General features: G+C 54.9%; 16 protein-coding genes. 10 read left to right on the forward strand and 6 right to left on the reverse strand.

Going from position 1 to position 15,165, the window contains the following annotated elements; genetic code table 11:
- Nucleotides 1-102 precede the first annotated feature (102 nt).
- Entirely contained in the window at nucleotides 103-852 is a 750-nt protein-coding gene (locus ENI00_RS05240) for a Crp/Fnr family transcriptional regulator (RefSeq protein ID WP_304099893.1), read from the forward strand.
- Between the two features lie 44 nt (nucleotides 853-896).
- Nucleotides 897-1,298 (forward strand): ribonucleotide reductase subunit alpha, encoded by a 402-nt coding sequence (locus tag ENI00_RS05245; protein ID WP_304099896.1) that lies wholly within the window; start codon nucleotides 897-899, stop codon nucleotides 1,296-1,298.
- A 40-nt stretch (nucleotides 1,299-1,338) separates the two neighbouring features.
- Here the strand turns inward: ENI00_RS05245 and moaA are convergent, their stop codons facing one another.
- Nucleotides 1,339-2,331 carry a GTP 3',8-cyclase MoaA gene (moaA, locus tag ENI00_RS05250; protein ID WP_304099899.1) on the reverse strand — a complete coding sequence of 331 codons (993 nt, stop codon included), beginning with the start codon at nucleotides 2,329-2,331 and terminating at the stop codon, nucleotides 1,339-1,341.
- Between the two features lie 248 nt (nucleotides 2,332-2,579).
- Between moaA and ENI00_RS05255 the strand changes: the two genes are divergently transcribed.
- Genes ENI00_RS05255 through ENI00_RS05265 form a run of 3 tightly spaced genes read left to right on the forward strand, consistent with a single transcriptional unit; the run spans nucleotide 2,580 to nucleotide 3,679 of the window.
- Nucleotides 2,580-2,795, forward strand: coding sequence for a hypothetical protein (locus ENI00_RS05255; protein ID WP_304099902.1), 216 nt, complete (start codon nucleotides 2,580-2,582; stop codon nucleotides 2,793-2,795).
- A gap of 48 nt (nucleotides 2,796-2,843) precedes the next feature.
- On the forward strand, nucleotides 2,844-3,212 hold the full coding sequence (locus ENI00_RS05260) for a YbaN family protein (protein ID WP_304099905.1): 369 nt from the start codon (nucleotides 2,844-2,846) through the stop codon (nucleotides 3,210-3,212).
- A gap of 29 nt (nucleotides 3,213-3,241) precedes the next feature.
- Nucleotides 3,242-3,679, forward strand: a complete 438-nt coding sequence (locus tag ENI00_RS05265) for an RrF2 family transcriptional regulator (RefSeq protein ID WP_304099908.1) — start codon at nucleotides 3,242-3,244, stop codon at nucleotides 3,677-3,679.
- A 32-nt stretch (nucleotides 3,680-3,711) separates the two neighbouring features.
- Here ENI00_RS05265 and ENI00_RS05270 read toward each other — a convergent pair whose 3' ends face one another.
- Nucleotides 3,712-5,154, reverse strand: a complete 1,443-nt coding sequence (locus tag ENI00_RS05270; RefSeq protein ID WP_304099911.1) for a WS/DGAT/MGAT family O-acyltransferase — start codon at nucleotides 5,152-5,154, stop codon at nucleotides 3,712-3,714.
- 242 nt (nucleotides 5,155-5,396) lie between these two features.
- Between ENI00_RS05270 and ENI00_RS05275 the strand changes: the two genes are divergently transcribed.
- Both ENI00_RS05275 and ENI00_RS05280 read left to right on the forward strand, forming a co-directional pair.
- A complete protein-coding gene (locus ENI00_RS05275) occupies nucleotides 5,397-5,777 on the forward strand; it encodes a CidA/LrgA family protein (protein ID WP_304099914.1) in 381 nt (126 codons plus the stop codon).
- The gene (locus ENI00_RS05280) at nucleotides 5,770-6,504 is read left to right on the forward strand and encodes an LrgB family protein (protein WP_304099916.1); all 735 of its coding nucleotides are present in this window, start codon (nucleotides 5,770-5,772) and stop codon (nucleotides 6,502-6,504) included. Before ENI00_RS05275 ends, ENI00_RS05280 begins: the two co-directional genes overlap by 8 nt.
- Here the strand turns inward: ENI00_RS05280 and ENI00_RS05285 are convergent.
- The 4 genes from ENI00_RS05285 to tmpT form a co-directional block, all read right to left on the reverse strand.
- Complete coding sequence (locus tag ENI00_RS05285) at nucleotides 6,486-8,042, reverse strand: SpoVR family protein (RefSeq protein ID WP_304099918.1); 1,557 nt, start codon at nucleotides 8,040-8,042, stop codon at nucleotides 6,486-6,488. The two genes, ENI00_RS05280 and ENI00_RS05285, sit on opposite strands and share 19 nt — an antisense overlap.
- Entirely contained in the window at nucleotides 8,039-9,334 is a 1,296-nt protein-coding gene (locus tag ENI00_RS05290; RefSeq protein ID WP_304099921.1) for a YeaH/YhbH family protein, read from the reverse strand. Before ENI00_RS05290 ends, ENI00_RS05285 begins: the two co-directional genes overlap by 4 nt.
- Nucleotides 9,335-9,347: 13 nt before the next feature.
- Nucleotides 9,348-11,270, reverse strand: a complete 1,923-nt coding sequence (locus tag ENI00_RS05295; protein WP_304099924.1) for a PrkA family serine protein kinase — start codon at nucleotides 11,268-11,270, stop codon at nucleotides 9,348-9,350.
- A 250-nt stretch (nucleotides 11,271-11,520) separates the two neighbouring features.
- Nucleotides 11,521-12,180 carry a thiopurine S-methyltransferase gene (gene tmpT / locus ENI00_RS05300; RefSeq protein WP_304099926.1) on the reverse strand — a complete coding sequence of 220 codons (660 nt, stop codon included), beginning with the start codon at nucleotides 12,178-12,180 and terminating at the stop codon, nucleotides 11,521-11,523.
- A 74-nt stretch (nucleotides 12,181-12,254) separates the two neighbouring features.
- Between tmpT and ENI00_RS05305 the strand changes: the two genes are divergently transcribed.
- The 3 genes from ENI00_RS05305 (at nucleotide 12,255) to ENI00_RS05315 (ending at nucleotide 15,156) form a co-directional block, all read left to right on the forward strand.
- Nucleotides 12,255-13,196 carry a D-2-hydroxyacid dehydrogenase gene (locus ENI00_RS05305; protein ID WP_304099929.1) on the forward strand — a complete coding sequence of 314 codons (942 nt, stop codon included), beginning with the start codon at nucleotides 12,255-12,257 and terminating at the stop codon, nucleotides 13,194-13,196.
- 4 nt (nucleotides 13,197-13,200) lie between these two features.
- Nucleotides 13,201-14,703: a COG3014 family protein gene (locus tag ENI00_RS05310; RefSeq protein WP_304099932.1), complete on the forward strand. Its 1,503-nt coding sequence runs from the start codon at nucleotides 13,201-13,203 to the stop codon at nucleotides 14,701-14,703.
- A gap of 63 nt (nucleotides 14,704-14,766) precedes the next feature.
- The gene (locus ENI00_RS05315) at nucleotides 14,767-15,156 is read left to right on the forward strand and encodes a YcfL family protein (RefSeq protein WP_304099936.1); all 390 of its coding nucleotides are present in this window, start codon (nucleotides 14,767-14,769) and stop codon (nucleotides 15,154-15,156) included.
- The last annotated feature ends 9 nt before the right edge of the window (nucleotides 15,157-15,165 follow it).

The raw sequence follows: 15,165 nt of genomic DNA on the forward strand, positions 1-15,165 counted from the left end.
AGCCCACGGGTATACCTCCAAAGAGGGGCGATTTTTTTGGAGGAGCCCTATAATATATTAAAGAATTATTTTGAATACATGATTTAAGAGGGGGGTACGGACATGGGGGCGATGCAATCTTTGGAATCCCGCTACACCAAACCGGTTCTGGTGGCTGTCAATACGTCGGATAACGATGAAAACGGGCTGGAATCGCTTCGCAGCCATGCTCTTTTCAACACGCTCAATGGGGCAGATATCGAGAGCCTCATTGGGCAGTCTCGCCGCCTTCGCCTGTCGCGCCACCAGGTGCTTTATCGGCAGGATATGCCGGCGCACCACTTTTTCTTCGTGCTATCTGGCCGCTTTCGATTATACCGGCTGGACTCCTCCGGCGTTGATCGTACGCTCGACAGTGTTGCGCCGGGTGATTGTTTTGCGGAGGTGATGATCTATGCGGATCCCGCCCGTTACGCCTGTTACGCTGAGGCGCTGAAATCCAGTGAGGTTCTGATGGTTCCGGTCAGAGCGTATCAGGATATGCTGAACCGCAATCCGGAATACGCCCATGCGGCGCTTCGGCACTACGCCATGCGCGCCGTTTCCCGGTTTCACGACCTCGAAATCATGACCGTTCAGAACGCTCGCGACCGGCTGATCCGGTATCTCATTGACCTGTTGCCGAACGGCGCAGCGCAAGGCGGTGAAGTGGAGTTGCCCCTGCCAAAGTGCCTGGTGGCGTCCAGATTGGCCATGCAGCCGGAAACGTTTTCCCGCATTCTGGCAGATCTCAAAACCAGTGGCCTGGTTCGGGTAAACCGGGGCAGGGTGTTTATCTCCGACCCCAAACGTTTGATTGATATCAGTCAGTAGTCAATGGAAAACAGCAAACCGAACAGCGAAAGGACAGTGCATTCATGATTAGCCGTTACAGTGATCTGATTGAAGCGACCCACAGCGAACCCGAACCCCAGCGTCTGCTGTTTGTGTTCTGTCGGGCGGAGCTTCCCGATGATGCCTCCGCAAACGAAAAAGCCGCGTTCGAGCAAGGCGAGGGCGGTGCGCTTACGCCGGTGATTTGTGTCGACAAGGCCCCGGCCGAGGTTCTCGAGTTTTCCTCACTGGTGGAGCAGTCACGCAGCACCGGCGAGCCCTGGGATGTGGTGTTTGTTGCGGCCATGTCGGGCAGGGGCGGCACGCTGCCGTCGTCAGACGAGGCGCAGCAGCCAATGACCATGATGGTGGAATCCATTCGCTTGGGGCAGGTCGGCAACTATCTGCCGCTGGACAAACACGGCGACGCCATCAATTTTGGCTGAACACTGCAGGTACGGCCGGGCCTGAATGCCTGGCTACGGCTTAACCGCCGGTCATGTTCATAAAGCGTAGAATCTGAACATCGCCATTAGTAGAGAAGTGGTGTCGCTCGGGCTTCAAGTCCATGGAGTCGATAATGGTTTGCCGGAGTTTATCGTTGGTTACCGGGTGGCCGCGCACAACCCGCCGCAGATCAACGGAATGCTCGTTCCCCAGGCACAGCAACAACCTGCCTTCAACGGTTACTCTCACCCGGTTGCAGGTAGAACAGAAGTTGTGGGAGTGAGGGGAAATAAAGCCCACCTTGATCTGGCTGTCTGACATACGGTAATAGCGGGCCGGGCCGCCGGAATCTTCCGGTGTAGGGATCAGTTCGTGGTGCTGGCCAATGAGTTCGCGCACTTCATCGCTGGTACACAGAACCTGCCCGCGATCGTGCTCGGAAATTTCACCCAGGGGCATCTCTTCAATAAAGGTTATGTCGACGTTTTTCTTGCGAGCGAATTCAATCAGGTCCGGAACCTCTTGGTCGTTCCCGCCTTTCATCACTACGGTGTTCAGCTTGATGCCCTTGAACCCGGCGTCTCTTGCGGCGTCTATGCCTTCTAGCACCCGGGCCAGCTTGCCTGTGCGGGTAATGCTCGCAAACTTTACGGGGTCCAGCGAGTCCAGGCTGATATTGAGGCGTTGCAACCCGGCTTTGCGCAGCGGCTCAGCCATTGTGGGTAGCTGGCTGCCATTGGTGGTCATGGCAAAATCGCGAAGATTATAGGTGCCGATTTCCCGAACCAGCTCGATGATGTCTTTACGAACCAGTGGTTCACCGCCCGTGAGACGAATTTTTTCCGTGCCCAAAGAAACAAACGTCCGTGCAATGCGGGCAATTTCCTCAAGCGTCAGAACCTGCTCGCGGGGCAGAAAGGTCATCTCCTCTGCCATGCAGTAAACGCAACGGAAGTCGCAGCGGTCTGTCACGGACAGGCGCACGTAGTTGACGGTTCTACCAAAACGATCTGTCAGCTGGCTTTGGGACATCGGTTTCTTTCCTATAACTGCTGAGTGCACGTTCACGGATTAACGGTAGTTTTCAGTATCGCAGAATCAACCGGTAAATCCGATACCCCACGCGGGGTAAGTTGAACGATTATTCGCAGTAAAACCCATTTAGATGCAATTTTATGAGGTTTTGGCGGAAAGTTGTTGGCCTTTATCAATAACATTACTATAAAATACATCTTATTAGGCAGGTAAAAAAACCTGACACCTTTTTACCGGGGGAAGACATGGAAAAACTGCTGTTTCGAGCTAACAGTGCAATGGTTTGGTCGCTGCTGGGTCTGGTCGCTACCATCGTAATGGCGTATCCGCTCGCCGGGCGCCTCCCGATGATGGTTCAGGTGTTTGCCCATGTTGGCACGCTCTTGTTTGCGGTAGGCATCAAGATTTCGTACATAGCCCGGTTGATATTTTTAAAGCGCCTCGGAAGACCTGTTCACTGATTTAGCGGTAGAATGGATGAAGAATTGACCAGTGTGGAGATGCCCGTCATGGCCACGCATTACGGTAAAACCGGTTTTCGAATTCTTGCGTATATATCAATAGGACTCGCTGCAATTGGCGTGGTGCTTCCATTGATGCCGACCACACCGTTTGTTCTGCTTGCTGCGTTTTTTGCCAGTAAGGGGTCTCCGGCATTTGCGATCTGGCTTGAGGAGCACCCTTCGTTTGGGCCTGCCATCAGAGACTGGCGGCGCAACCGGGTTATTCCGGTTACGGCAAAGGTGATGGCGTGCAGCATGATGACGCTGAGCTGGAGTCTTCTTTTTTTCTTGGGGGCTGCAGGAATGGTACTGGCCGTCTCGGGTATTTTTATGGCTGGTGTCGCAAGTTATTTGCTTTCCCGCCCCTCTTACTGATCGCTTTGTTTGAAGAACCGGAGTGTTGAATGCACATTACTCGCTACACCGATTACTCTCTTCGTGTGCTGATGTATCTGGCGGTGCAGGATGAACGCCTGACAACGATTCAGGAAATTGCCGACAGTTACGACATCTCCAAGAATCACCTGATGAAGGTTGTGCACCAACTCAACAAGAAAGGTTATATAGAGACGGTTCGCGGGAAAAAAGGTGGCATGCGACTGCACAGGGCGCCGGACGACATTAATGTGGGTGTGCTGGTGCGCGAAACCGAGCACGATCTCAACATTGTTGAGTGTCACTCTGCCAACGGGGGCTGCAAAATCGCCCCGGTGTGTGGTCTTAAACCGGTATTTGGAGAGGCCTTGCAGGCTTTCCTTTCGGTTCTCGACAAGTACACCCTTGGCGACATCATGAACGATCAGCAAAAGCCTCAGTTATTGAGGCTGCTCCAGATCGCCTGACGCTGGCACTGTTTCTTTAGTCCTGGCCAGGTTCAGGCCTTTCCACGTTTGCTAGTCGACACTTTTTTGGGTTTTGGCTTGGGCGGAAGAATCAGGTTTTCCAGGTCATCCAAGGCATCCCCGGTAAATACCGCCAGTTTCTGCATGCTGGGCAGGGTGTCCCGGCAGCCTGTAAATCCGAAATTCAATGATCCCGCATAGCTCAGGCAGGTGATGTTCAGAGCGCCGCCGTGGGCAATCAGCGAAACCGGATACATGGCCTCAAGCCTGGAGCCCTCGTAGTACAGGGTTCTGTGCGGCCCGGGGACATTGGATATGGTTACGTTGAACACCGGGCGCATGCGCCCGCCCAGGCCCGACATTAGCTGCAGAATGTAAGGTGACATCAGCAACATGGTGTATTGGTTAAGAGCACTTTTTGGAAGTTTTTGCAGGTGCTCTTTTGCTCGCCGGGTGGACGACTTTATGGCCTGCAGCCGAGCAAGAGGGTCGGCTTCATCGGTGGCAAGAGATGCAATCATGAAGCTGATCTGAGTGCCCGTGCCCTCATCGTCCACCGGCCGGATATTGACCGGAATGCCCGCTGTAAGTGAACTGGCCGGGAGATCATCCTGCTCCAGCAGGAAGCGTCTCAGCGCCGTACCGCACAAATAAAGCACTATGTCGTTTAGTGAGCCGCCCGACGCGCTGGCCAGCTTTTTCAGCCGTTCGAGTTCGTAATGCTGAGTGGCGAAGCGTCGCTGGCCGGTAACGCGACGGTTAATGGGTGAAACCGGCCCGGTGAACGGCGCGGTTAAACCGTCCTCGGGATGGCGAACCGAATGTAACAATCGACTGCCCGCTTTCCAGAGGGTGGGGGCGAGATCGGCCTGCAGCTTGAGCGCTTCCATCGCCTGGGAAAAAGCCCCGGGAATGCTTGCTTCGGAATCCTCTTTATTACCCCGGTGCCGCTCGGGTCGCACCGTCCAGGGCGGTAACATAGCGCGTTCATCCGGATCGGTGCTCAGTACCCGTTGCAGCAGGCGCACGCCACTGATGCCATCAATCATGGAGTGATGCATCTTGGTGTAGAGCGCAAAGCGGTTGTTCTCCAAACCCTCAATAACATGGCACTCCCACAATGGTCGTACAATATCCAGAGGATTGGAGTGCAGGCGAGAAACCAGAACGCCGAGTTCCCGCTCGCCGCCCGGCTTGGGCAAAGCAGAGTGGCGCACGTGGTAATCAAGATCGATGTGTTTATCCACTTTCCAGGACGGTGCCAGTAGCCTGCCGATGAAACCGGACCATGCCAGTTTGTAGCACCAGGGCGGGGCAATTTCCCCGGTTTCCTTCATGCTGGTAACCAGGTCGCGCAGGTAGGTATCGGGGGCGCCTTCCGGCAATGAAAAAATCTGCATGTTGCCCACGTGCATCGGCGTGTCTTCAGATTCTACGGCCAGCCAAGAGGCGTCCAGTGTTCCCAGGCGTTTCATTCCTTGTGCACCTCTGCCCGGTTGGGGCGTGAAAGTGGATCTTTTAATTGTTGCTTGCAAGTATACGGGTTACGGCGTTTGCGCACGATCTCCAGGGCGAAAAAAATGGAGGAACCCGGAATCTCGATGGGGGCAAAAATGGTACCATTGCGCTTATGATGACGCTGACTCTGCTTGAGTCCAGCTCCATGTCCATCCCCAAAGCTGGCCCCGGCATTGGGACGTAACGGGAGTGCCAGGTAATGAATTTTTTGAGTGGTGTCACTCTGCTGCTTGTTTACCAGCTTGCAGGGGAAATAATCGTGCGCCTTTTGGGTGTGTCGATACCTGGCCCGGTGCTGGGAATGGTTATGTTGTTTGTCACCATGATGATTCGCGGCCGGGCGTCTGAACCCGTTGAGCAAGCCTCTACCGCATTGCTGAGCCATCTACCATTGCTGTTTGTGCCGGCCGGCGTTGGCATGATGACGCATTTTGGCCGGATTGCAGACGAATGGCTGCCGATTACGTTCGCGTTGCTTTTCAGTACGATGATTACCTTGGTGGCCACGGCATTGATCATGCAGCAGACCAGTCGCTGGTTTGCGAAACCTGCGCCAGCGCGAGGCCAGGCTGATGAATAATCCGGGATTGCAAGATATCTGGGTTTATCTTTCGGCTACTCCGCTGCTTGGGCTGACCATTACGCTGGTTGCCTACGGACTCGCCTACAGGTTCTATCTGAAAACCAACTCCAACCCTCTGGCCAATCCCGTAGTTACGTCGGTGGCCATATTGATCGCGCTGCTGATGATGTCCGGTATTTCCTACCACGATTATTTTGCCGGCGGGCAGTTTGTACACTTTCTGCTGGGCCCGGCCACCGTGGCTTTGGCCGTTCCGCTTTACCAGCAGTTTTCAAGATTACGCCAGTTGTGGTTGCCGGTTCTTATATCGTTGATTTGCGGCGTGGCCATCGCGGCCGGCAGTTCTATATGGCTGGCGCGGCTGCTGGGAGGCTCGCTGGAAATCCAGATGTCTCTTGCGCCCAAATCGGCAACCGCACCTGTTGCCATGGGCATATCCGAGAAAATTGGAGGCCTGCCATCGCTGACAGCGGCATTGGTGGTGATTACCGGCATTACCGGGGCGGTACTGGGCACCAAGCTGTTTGAGTGGATTGGCGTTAAAGATGACACCGCCAAAGGCATCGCCATGGGCGTAGCGGCCCACGGTATAGGCACCGCACGGGCGTTTCAGGTGAGCAGCAGAATGGGGGCGTTTTCAGGGCTGGCCATGGCGCTTTCTGCATTCGCGACGGCGCTTATCGTGCCGTGGATGGTGGACTGGATTCAGGAATTTTCAGGTTGATGCGGGCAGGTGTATTCCTCTATCAGCAAGCCCTCATCCACGCTTTCCAGGTGCACATCAAAACCCCAAAGCCTGTGCGCATGACGCAGAACCTCCTCTGTATCCTTGCCCAACGGCACCCTGTCGACGGGTACGTGCCTCAGCATCAATGAACGATCACCCCGCACATCCACGTTCCACACCTGAATGTTGGGTTCCCGGTAACTGAGGTTGTACTGGCGGGCGAGTTTCTCCCGCAGCTCGCGGTAGCCCGGTTCGTTGTGAATGGCGGTTACCTTGTAGCTGTCTTCCAGATCGTCATCTTCAACCGCAAACAGTTTAAGATCCCGCATTACTTTGGGCGACAGGAACTGCTGGATAAAACTTTCGTCCTTGAAGTTGGCCATGGCGAAGTGCAGGGATTTAACCCAGTCGGTGCCGGCAATGTCCGGAAACCATTCGCGATCCTCATCCGTGGGTGTCTCACAGATCCGCCGCAGGTCAATGAAGATCGAAAATCCGAGGGTGTAAGGGTTGATTCCGGAATACCACGGGCTGTTGAACGGAGGTTGATACACCACGGCCGTGTGGCTTTGCAGGAATTCCAGCATGAAGCCGTCGGTCACCAGGCCCTTCTCGTACATCCTGTTCAGCAAGGTATAGTGCCAGAACGTCGCCCAGCCTTCGTTCATTACCTGAGTCTGGCGCTGGGGATAAAAATACTGGGCCAGTTTGCGCACAATCCGAACGATCTCCCGCTGCCAGGTTTCCAACAAGGGCGCGTTTTTTTCAATGAAGTACAGAAGGTTTTCCTGGGGCTCTTCCGGGTAACGCTTCTTGCGCTTTATGGGGTCTTCGTCCTCGTCCAGTTTCGGAATGGTGCGCCATAGATCATTCACCCGACGCTGCAGGTAATCCTCTCGCTCCTCCTGGCGCTCCTGTTCTTTTACCGCTGAAATCGGAGCGGGTCGTTTGTAGCGATCAACGCCGTAGTTCATCAGCGCGTGGCACGAATCCAGTATGGCCTCAACGGCGTCAACACCGTGTCGTTCTTCGCATTCGGATACATAGTTCCTGGCAAACACCAGGTAATCGATAATGGCGCTGGCGTCTGTCCAGGTGCGGAACAGATAGTTACCTTTGAAGAAGGAATTGTGGCCGTAGCAGGCATGGGCAATCACCAGTGCCTGCATGGGTAGGGTGTTTTCTTCCATCAAATAGGCAATGCAGGGGTCGGAGTTGATCACTATCTCATAGGCCAGCCCCATCTGACCGCGCTCGTAGCCTTTAGACGTACTGAGAAACTGTTTGCCGAAGGACCAATGGTTGTACCCAACCGGCATGCCCACAGAGCTGTAGGCGTCCATCATCTGCTCAGCGCTGATCACTTCAACCTGATTCGGGTAGGTGTCCAGCCCGAACTCAGCAGCGCATTTCGCTATTTCCACATCGTATTTGCCAATCAGTTCGAACGTCCATTCCGAGCCAGTAGAAATTGGTGCATTGGCTGTCAGGCCGTCACGTCCCAACTCGCTCGGGTGATCAAGGGCATCACTCATGCGGTTTTCCTCTCAAATAGCTGGCGGAACACCGGGTAAATCTCATTGGGGTCTGCAATCTGCTGCTGTGCGAAGCTTTCGGGAAAACGCTCCTGCACCCGCTCGTATTCGTACCAGAGCATCTGGTGATCCTGGGGCGTTATTTCCACATAGGCGAAATACTGCACCAGAGGCAGAATGCTGTCGGTCAGCAGTTTGCCGCAGACGGGGGAGTCGTCGTTCCAGTTGTCGCCGTCTGAAGCCTGCGCGGCGTAGATATTCCATTCCGCCGGGGAGTAGCGTGATTCGATGATCTTGTGCATCAGCTTCAGGGCGCTGGAAACAATGGTGCCCCCGGTTTCCCGGGAATAGAAGAACTCTTCCTCGTCCACTTCTTTGGCGCTGGTGTGATGTCGGATGAACACCACGTCTATCTTTTTGTAATTCTTCTTAAGGAAGAGGTACAGCAAGATGAAAAACCGTTTGGCGGTGTCCTTGTGCATCTGGGTCATGGAACCGGATACGTCCATCAGGCAGAACATGACCGCGCTGGTGGCCGGTTTGGGCTGTCTCAGGTGTTGGCGGTAGCGCAGATCGATTTCATCGATGAACGGAATCCGCTTCACGTTGGCTTTCAGCCGGGCGATTTCGTCTTCAAGCACCTTGATCTGATCTTCGTGGCTGAACGCCGCATCCAGTTCGGCAGGCGCGGTTCTGAGCTCCGCAAGCTGGGCTTCAAGTTCCCGGATCTTCTTCTTGCGCGCGCCGCCCAAGCCCAAACGACGAGCGTGGGCACCACGCAGAGATCGAACAACGTCCAGCTTGGCGGGTACGCCGTGGGTACTGAATCCGGAGCGCACATAGTTGAAGGTTTCGGTGTCTTTGAGCTTTTTCCGGACAAGGTTCGGGAGTTCCAGATCATCAAATAGAAAGTTGAGAAACTCTTCCTGGGTGATCTGAAAGGCAAACTCATCCATGCCTTCGCCGTCGGGGCTGGCCTGGCCTTGCCCCTGCCCCTGGCCATTCGCGCCTTCGGGCTTGGGCAGTCGGTCTCCGGTTACATAATCGCGGTTACCCGGGTGCACCATCTCGCGGTGGCCACCCTGGCCATGGTGGAAGGTGGGTTCGTCAATATCCCGCGTGGGAATGCTGACACGCTCCCCCCGCTCTATGTCGGTAATCGAGCGCTGGTGTACCGCATCCGAGACGGCCTTTTTGATGTGATGCCGGTAGCGGCGTAAAAACCGCTCCCGGTTCACCGCGCTCTTGTTTTTTCCGTTCAGCCGCCGGTCGACGATGTGGGTCATACCCATAATTCACGCTCCACTAGTGAGACTTGCGCACCCGCAAATACCACTCCGCCAGCAAGCGCACCTGCTTCTCTGTGTAGCCTCGATCAACCATGCGCTCCACGAACTGCTTGTGCTTGCTCTGATCTTCCTGACTGGCCTTGGGGTTGAACGAAATAACCGGCAGCAGGTCTTCGGTGTTGGAGAACATCTTCTTCTCGATCACGCTGCGCAGCTTTTCATAGCTGAGCCAGGACGGGTTCTGGCCCTGGTTGTTAGCCCGCGCCCGCAGCACAAAGTTGACGACCTCGTTGCGGAAATCCTTTGGATTGCTGATGCCCGCCGGCTTCTCGATTTTCTCCAGTTCCTCGTTGATAGAAGACCGGTCAAGTATTTCGCCGGTTTCCGGATCCCGGAATTCCTGATCCTGAATCCACAGATCCGCATAGGTTACATAGCGATCAAACAGGTTTTGTCCGTATTCGCTGTAGCTTTCCAGGTAGGCGGTCTGGATCTCCTTGCCGATAAACTGAACGTAGTGCGGGGCCAGAAACTCTTTGATGAAGCGCAGATAGCGCTCCTGGATTTCCGGTGCGAACTGCTCCTGCTCAATTTGTTTTTCAATGACATACAACAGGTGTACGGGGTTGGCGGCCACTTCGGTGGTGTCGAAATTGAACACCTTGGAGAGAATCTTGAACGCAAATCGGGTTGAAAGACCGTCCATGCCCTCATTAACCCCCGCCGCATCCCGGTATTCCTGAATGGATTTGGCTTTGGGGTCTGTGTCCTTGATGTTCTGGCCGTCGTAGACCCGCATCTTGGAGAACACACTGGAGTTTTCCGGTTCCTTGATGCGTGAGAGCACTGAGAATTGGGCCAGCATGTCCAACGTGTCTGGCGCGCAGGGCGAACCGGCAAGAGAACTGTTTTTCAGTAACTTCTTGTAGATCTCAATCTCTTCGGTCACACGAACGCAGTAGGGCACCTTGACGATATACACCCTGTCAAGAAAGGCCTCGTTGTGTTTGTTGTTGCGGAAGGTCTGCCATTCAGATTCGTTGGAGTGGGCAAGAATAACGCCGTCGAACGGCACCGAACCCATGCCCTCGGTGGTGTTGTAGTTGCCTTCCTGAGTGGCTGTCAGCAATGGGTGCAGCACTTTGATGGGCGCCTTGAACATCTCCACAAATTCCATCAGGCCCTGGTTGGCTTTACACAGGCCGCCGCTGAAGCTGTAAGCGTCGGGGTCGTCCTGGGAGTAGTCCTCCAGCATGCGGATGTTTACTTTGCCGACCAGCGCCGAAATGTCCTGGTTGTTGTCGTCCCCCGGTTCGGTTTTGGACACCGCTATCTGGTCGAGAACGGACGGATACTTTTTCACCACGCGGAACTGGCTGATATCGCCGCCATATTCGTGCAGGCGCTTCACGGCCCAGGGCGACATGATTGATTTCAGATAGCGGGAGGGAATGCCGAATTCCTCTTCCAGAATGGCGGCGTCTTCTGCCGGATCAAACAGTCCCAGCGGCGATTCGTTCAGCGGTGAGCCCTGGATTGCGTAGAAGGGAACCTTCTGCATCAGGTATTTGAGCTTTTCCGCTAGTGACGATTTACCGCCACCAACCGGCCCCAGCAGGTACAGGATCTGTTTCTTTTCTTCCAGGCCCTGCGCTGCGTGTCGATAAAACGACACGATGTTCTCAACGGCTTCTTCCATGCCGTAGAATTCGGCGAATTCAGGATATCGTTTGATCATTTTGTTGGAAAAAATACGCGACAGACGGATGTCACGGGAGGTATCGACAAATTCGGGTTCGCCGATGGCAATCAATAACCGTTCCGCGGCTGTGGCATAAGCCGTGGGATCCTTTTTACAGATCTCGAGGTATTCCTCAAGACTGTACTCTTCTTCCTGGGTGCTCTCATACCGGTTTTTAAACTGCGTCAGTATGCTCATGGGTAGCCCCTCGCTCGCTGTTCTTCAGCTTTTAGTACACGCAATATCCCCGTTGCAGTTACGGTCGCCACGCGGGCGATTCGGTTGGTTGTGGGTGGCAGAAATAAACAGTATCGGCCGGTCACGATCTGTGTCGGATTTCGGCCTGTTCAATGTGAGCTTAGTTCACGGTCGCAAGCTTGGACAGGCAGTAAACGGTTAAGGTTCATTAAATTATGTTACGGGCCCAATTCGGGAGCCAATTCTGGAACTACCGTTTCGTAAGCCGGAATACGCTCTCAGTCGCGCCGATCAGGCCTTTGCGTTTTGTAAAGGGGTGGTCGCTTGCGAGGGTATTGGTTGTAATATGCTCAATGTCATAGTCGGCCGCGTAGAGCTCCTGCACTTCGTCATCGCTGACGTTGAACGGTGGTGCGGTGATTTTGGTATTGTAGTCCAGAGTAATAAGCAGGATTCTGGTGCCCTCCGGAATGATCGCTGTGAGATGCTCCACGTAATGCTTGCGCATGGAAGGGGGAAGAGCGATTAGGGCGGCCCGATCGTATACAAGGCGTATATGCTTCAGATCGCCGGGGGCGAGTTGAAAAAAATCACCGGCCCAGAGCTCCAGGTTATCATGCTTGAAAGTTGTGAATGGTTCACCGGGATGAACCATGGCTTTTTCACCCGCCTCTTCAAAGAAGTCCTTGCAGGCGATTTCGCTCAGCTCCACGCCGATAACCGAGTGCCCCCGATCATGCAGCCACCACATGTCATGGGCTTTGCCGCACAGCGGAACAAACACGCCTTGGGCGCTCGCGCCAGCATCGGCGAGCTCCGGCCAGTGGTCATGAAGAAATTTATTAACGGAACCTTCGTGGAAACCGGTTTCTTTTTTGCTCCAGCGCTCATGCCAAAATTCGTGTTCCATGGTCTCCAGCCTCTTCTTTGGACGTTTGGCTCAGTCTACCTTAATCTTTGCCGGTATTGATGAAGGAGAAAAGTATGAAAGCCGTATTTCTTGACGCCACCACGCTTGGCAATGATGTGGATCTTGCCCCTATTGAGCGGGTCACCGGTGAGCTCGCGAAGCACCGCGCCACCACGCCGGCTCAGGTAGCGGAGCGAATCCGGGGTTTTGATACCGTGTTGGTTAACAAAGTTGTGCTCTCGCGCGCGCATTTTGAAGGCTGCCCGGAACTGAAAACCATTGCCGTCGTTGCCACCGGGCTGAACAATATTGATCAGGAGGCGGCCAAAGAGCATGGCATTCGGGTGCTCAATGTGACCCACTACGGGCGCTCAACGGTGGCGCAGCACACCATGGCCCTGATACTGGCGCTGGCAACGCGCCTGCTGGATTATGATCGCGATGTGCGGGCCGGGCGCTGGGAGAAAAGCGATATGTTCTGCCTGATGGATCACCCGATCATGGAGTTGGAAGGCCGCACCCTGGGCCTGCTTGGTTACGGCGACCTCGGGCAGGGCGTGGCGGCGCTGGCCAAGGCTTTCGGCATGAACATAGTGCTCGGTGCACGGCCCGGACAGGCGGCGGGTGAGACCGACGGGTACTCCCGTATTCCTCTGGACGAACTGTTGCCGCAGGTGGATGTTCTTTCACTTCACTGCCTGCTTACCGATGAAACCCGCAATCTGATTGGCGCTCGGGAGTTACAGATGATGAAGCCGGATGCCCTGCTTATTAACACCAGCCGGGGTGGTCTGGTGGATGAGGCGGCCCTCGCATACGCGCTGCGAGCGGGCGTTATTGCCGGTGCCGGGTTTGATGTGCTGACCGAAGAACCACCGCGAAATGGCAACCCTTTACTGGCCGGTGATATTCCAAATCTGATCATTACGCCGCACTCGGCCTGGGCCAGCCGCGACGCAAGGCAGCGAATTATTGACATCACGGCGCGAAATCTTGCAGCGGTTGGCAGGGAATGATGGTTTGACGAGTTTGAAAGCTCAGAACGGTCTGAAACCCTCTTGGTTCGCGATTCTCGCCGTCATTGCCGTTGGCTTTTTATCAGGGTGTTCGTCCTTCCAGCATCGTGATCAACTGGCTTCGTTTAACGCAGCCTACGCCACCGGTGATTACAACACGGCACTGAAAACCGTGAGTTTTGACAGGCCCGAGAACAAGCCGGTTGATACCGGTGAGCACCTGCTTGAATTATTGCACCAGGGCGAGATGTATCGCCTCACGGGTCGCATCGATGAGTCTGTAAAGGCTTATGATCTGGCAGAAGACGGCATGAAGTACCTCAACACCGAAGGCTTGTTTGCGAGCACCACGGAAGGGCTGATGGCCGTGATGGTTAACGACTCAGTGCGCGACTATGACGCGCTGATGTCCGAGGCTGTTCTGGTCAACACCTACAAAGCGCTGGCGTTTCTCGCCTCGGGCAATAATGAATACGCCAGGGTTGAATTTAATCGAGCGGACGACCGAACCCGCCGTGCCGTTGATTATTTTCGCGAAGAAATTGCCGGGCAGCAGGCCGCCTTGAAAAATGAGGCGCAAAGCGGGAACTCAAAAGCCTACATGGTTCGCAGCAGTCTTCAGAGCAGAGGCTTTCAGTCAGCGGTTGATGGCCAGTATGGCGCGCCCTCAAACTGGTCTGTTTTCCCCGGGTTCATCGTACCTTCAAGCACGTACCTTCACGGCCTCTATTTTCTGGCGAACGCCGAAGACGGTGCGGATTACGAGCGGGCTGCAACCTCGCTCAAGCGCGCGGCGCAAATGAACCCGCAAAGTGCCGTGCTGCAGGCCGACGCCACACTGGCGACTCGTCTGGCTTCGGGCACTCAACCCGTGGCAGAGTTACCGCCGCAGGTCTGGGTTGTTTATGAAAACGGTTTGGGGCCGGTTCTCAAGGAGTCACGCCTGGATGTGCCCTTGCTGCTGTTGCACGGTAACCGACAGGCGCCTGCCTATTTTGGTATTGCGCTACCGCAATACACCGAACGCTCGGCCGTGCCGGGCAATATGGGTGTGCAGGCTGCAGGTGGTCAGGTTATACGAACCGAGCGAATCTCGGACATGGGCAAAGTCATCCGCACGGAAATGAAAGAGCGTTTTCGGGGCGTGCTCACCCGGGCCGTTACCTCGGCTATCAGCAAGGCGGTTCTGCAAAACGAAGCCGCGGAACAGTTCGGCCCCCTGGGTCAGATTGCCGCGGCTTTATTCACGGTTGCCACAACCCAGGCTGATTTGCGCAGTTGGCAAGTGCTGCCCGACCACTGGGAGGCCGCGCGCATCGACCGCCCGGAAAGCGGGCGACTGACACTGCTGGATAATGGTGGGAGCGTATTGGGCAATTTGGAAATTCCACAACAACCGTTCACCCTGGTGTATGTTAAAAGGCCAACATTACAGGCACCCGCAACGGTTATAACCCTGGATTTGCAGGGTAAAAACAAGGCGACGTTGGCACGTATGCCCGAGTAGCATGACTCATCAGCAGTTTTGCAGATCACGCCGTTAATACATCAGAAACGCAGGACACACGTTATGAAATCAGTATTGTTAGCCGGCATGCTGGTCCTTGGTTTAGCCGGCTGCGCGTCGCAGCCAGAAACCAGTTCCGTGATAGACAGGGCAGAGCTGAAAGTCGATCCGGAAGTGATTTACACGATGGACGTGACAGAACTCTTGAAAACACGCCTGGAACAGCCTGGTGGTGACAGCCTCCTGCAAGTGCAATTTGCGGTGGAAGCGAGATCAGACACCGAGCTTGCATGGAACGTTACCTGGTTTGATGCCAGCGGCATAATGGTGAAAAGTGTTGGCGAAGGCTACCGCAAAGCGACGCTGCTAACCGGGCAGACACGTTATTTTAACGCGACCGCCCCCAGCACCCGTGTCACCACTTTTCAGTTACATCTCCGTGAACCCAAATAAAAGGAAAAA

The sequence above is a fragment of the Marinobacter antarcticus genome (genome assembly GCF_011049865.1).
In the GTDB taxonomy this organism is placed as follows: Bacteria; Pseudomonadota; Gammaproteobacteria; order Pseudomonadales; family Oleiphilaceae; genus Marinobacter; species Marinobacter antarcticus_A.

What these genes read in the sequence shown, in the direction of transcription:
- ENI00_RS05255 (WP_304099902.1), top strand. Translation starts at nt 2,580, where the DNA reads ATGGAAAAACTGCTGTTTCGAGCTAACAGTGCAATGGTTTGGTCGCTG.
- ENI00_RS05270 (WP_304099911.1), bottom strand. Translation starts at nt 5,154, where the DNA reads ATGAAACGCCTGGGAACACTGGACGCCTCTTGGCTGGCCGTAGAATCT.
- ENI00_RS05295 (WP_304099924.1), bottom strand. Translation starts at nt 11,270, where the DNA reads ATGAGCATACTGACGCAGTTTAAAAACCGGTATGAGAGCACCCAGGAA.
- ENI00_RS05275 (WP_304099914.1), top strand. Translation starts at nt 5,397, where the DNA reads ATGAATTTTTTGAGTGGTGTCACTCTGCTGCTTGTTTACCAGCTTGCA.
- ENI00_RS05315 (WP_304099936.1), top strand. Translation starts at nt 14,767, where the DNA reads ATGAAATCAGTATTGTTAGCCGGCATGCTGGTCCTTGGTTTAGCCGGC.
- ENI00_RS05305 (WP_304099929.1), top strand. Translation starts at nt 12,255, where the DNA reads ATGAAAGCCGTATTTCTTGACGCCACCACGCTTGGCAATGATGTGGAT.
- ENI00_RS05245 (WP_304099896.1), top strand. Translation starts at nt 897, where the DNA reads ATGATTAGCCGTTACAGTGATCTGATTGAAGCGACCCACAGCGAACCC.
- ENI00_RS05285 (WP_304099918.1), bottom strand. Translation starts at nt 8,042, where the DNA reads ATGAGTGATGCCCTTGATCACCCGAGCGAGTTGGGACGTGACGGCCTG.
- ENI00_RS05265 (WP_304099908.1), top strand. Translation starts at nt 3,242, where the DNA reads ATGCACATTACTCGCTACACCGATTACTCTCTTCGTGTGCTGATGTAT.
- tmpT (WP_304099926.1), bottom strand. Translation starts at nt 12,180, where the DNA reads ATGGAACACGAATTTTGGCATGAGCGCTGGAGCAAAAAAGAAACCGGT.
- ENI00_RS05240 (WP_304099893.1), top strand. Translation starts at nt 103, where the DNA reads ATGGGGGCGATGCAATCTTTGGAATCCCGCTACACCAAACCGGTTCTG.
- ENI00_RS05260 (WP_304099905.1), top strand. Translation starts at nt 2,844, where the DNA reads ATGGCCACGCATTACGGTAAAACCGGTTTTCGAATTCTTGCGTATATA.
- ENI00_RS05280 (WP_304099916.1), top strand. Translation starts at nt 5,770, where the DNA reads ATGAATAATCCGGGATTGCAAGATATCTGGGTTTATCTTTCGGCTACT.
- moaA (WP_304099899.1), bottom strand. Translation starts at nt 2,331, where the DNA reads ATGTCCCAAAGCCAGCTGACAGATCGTTTTGGTAGAACCGTCAACTAC.
- ENI00_RS05290 (WP_304099921.1), bottom strand. Translation starts at nt 9,334, where the DNA reads ATGGGTATGACCCACATCGTCGACCGGCGGCTGAACGGAAAAAACAAG.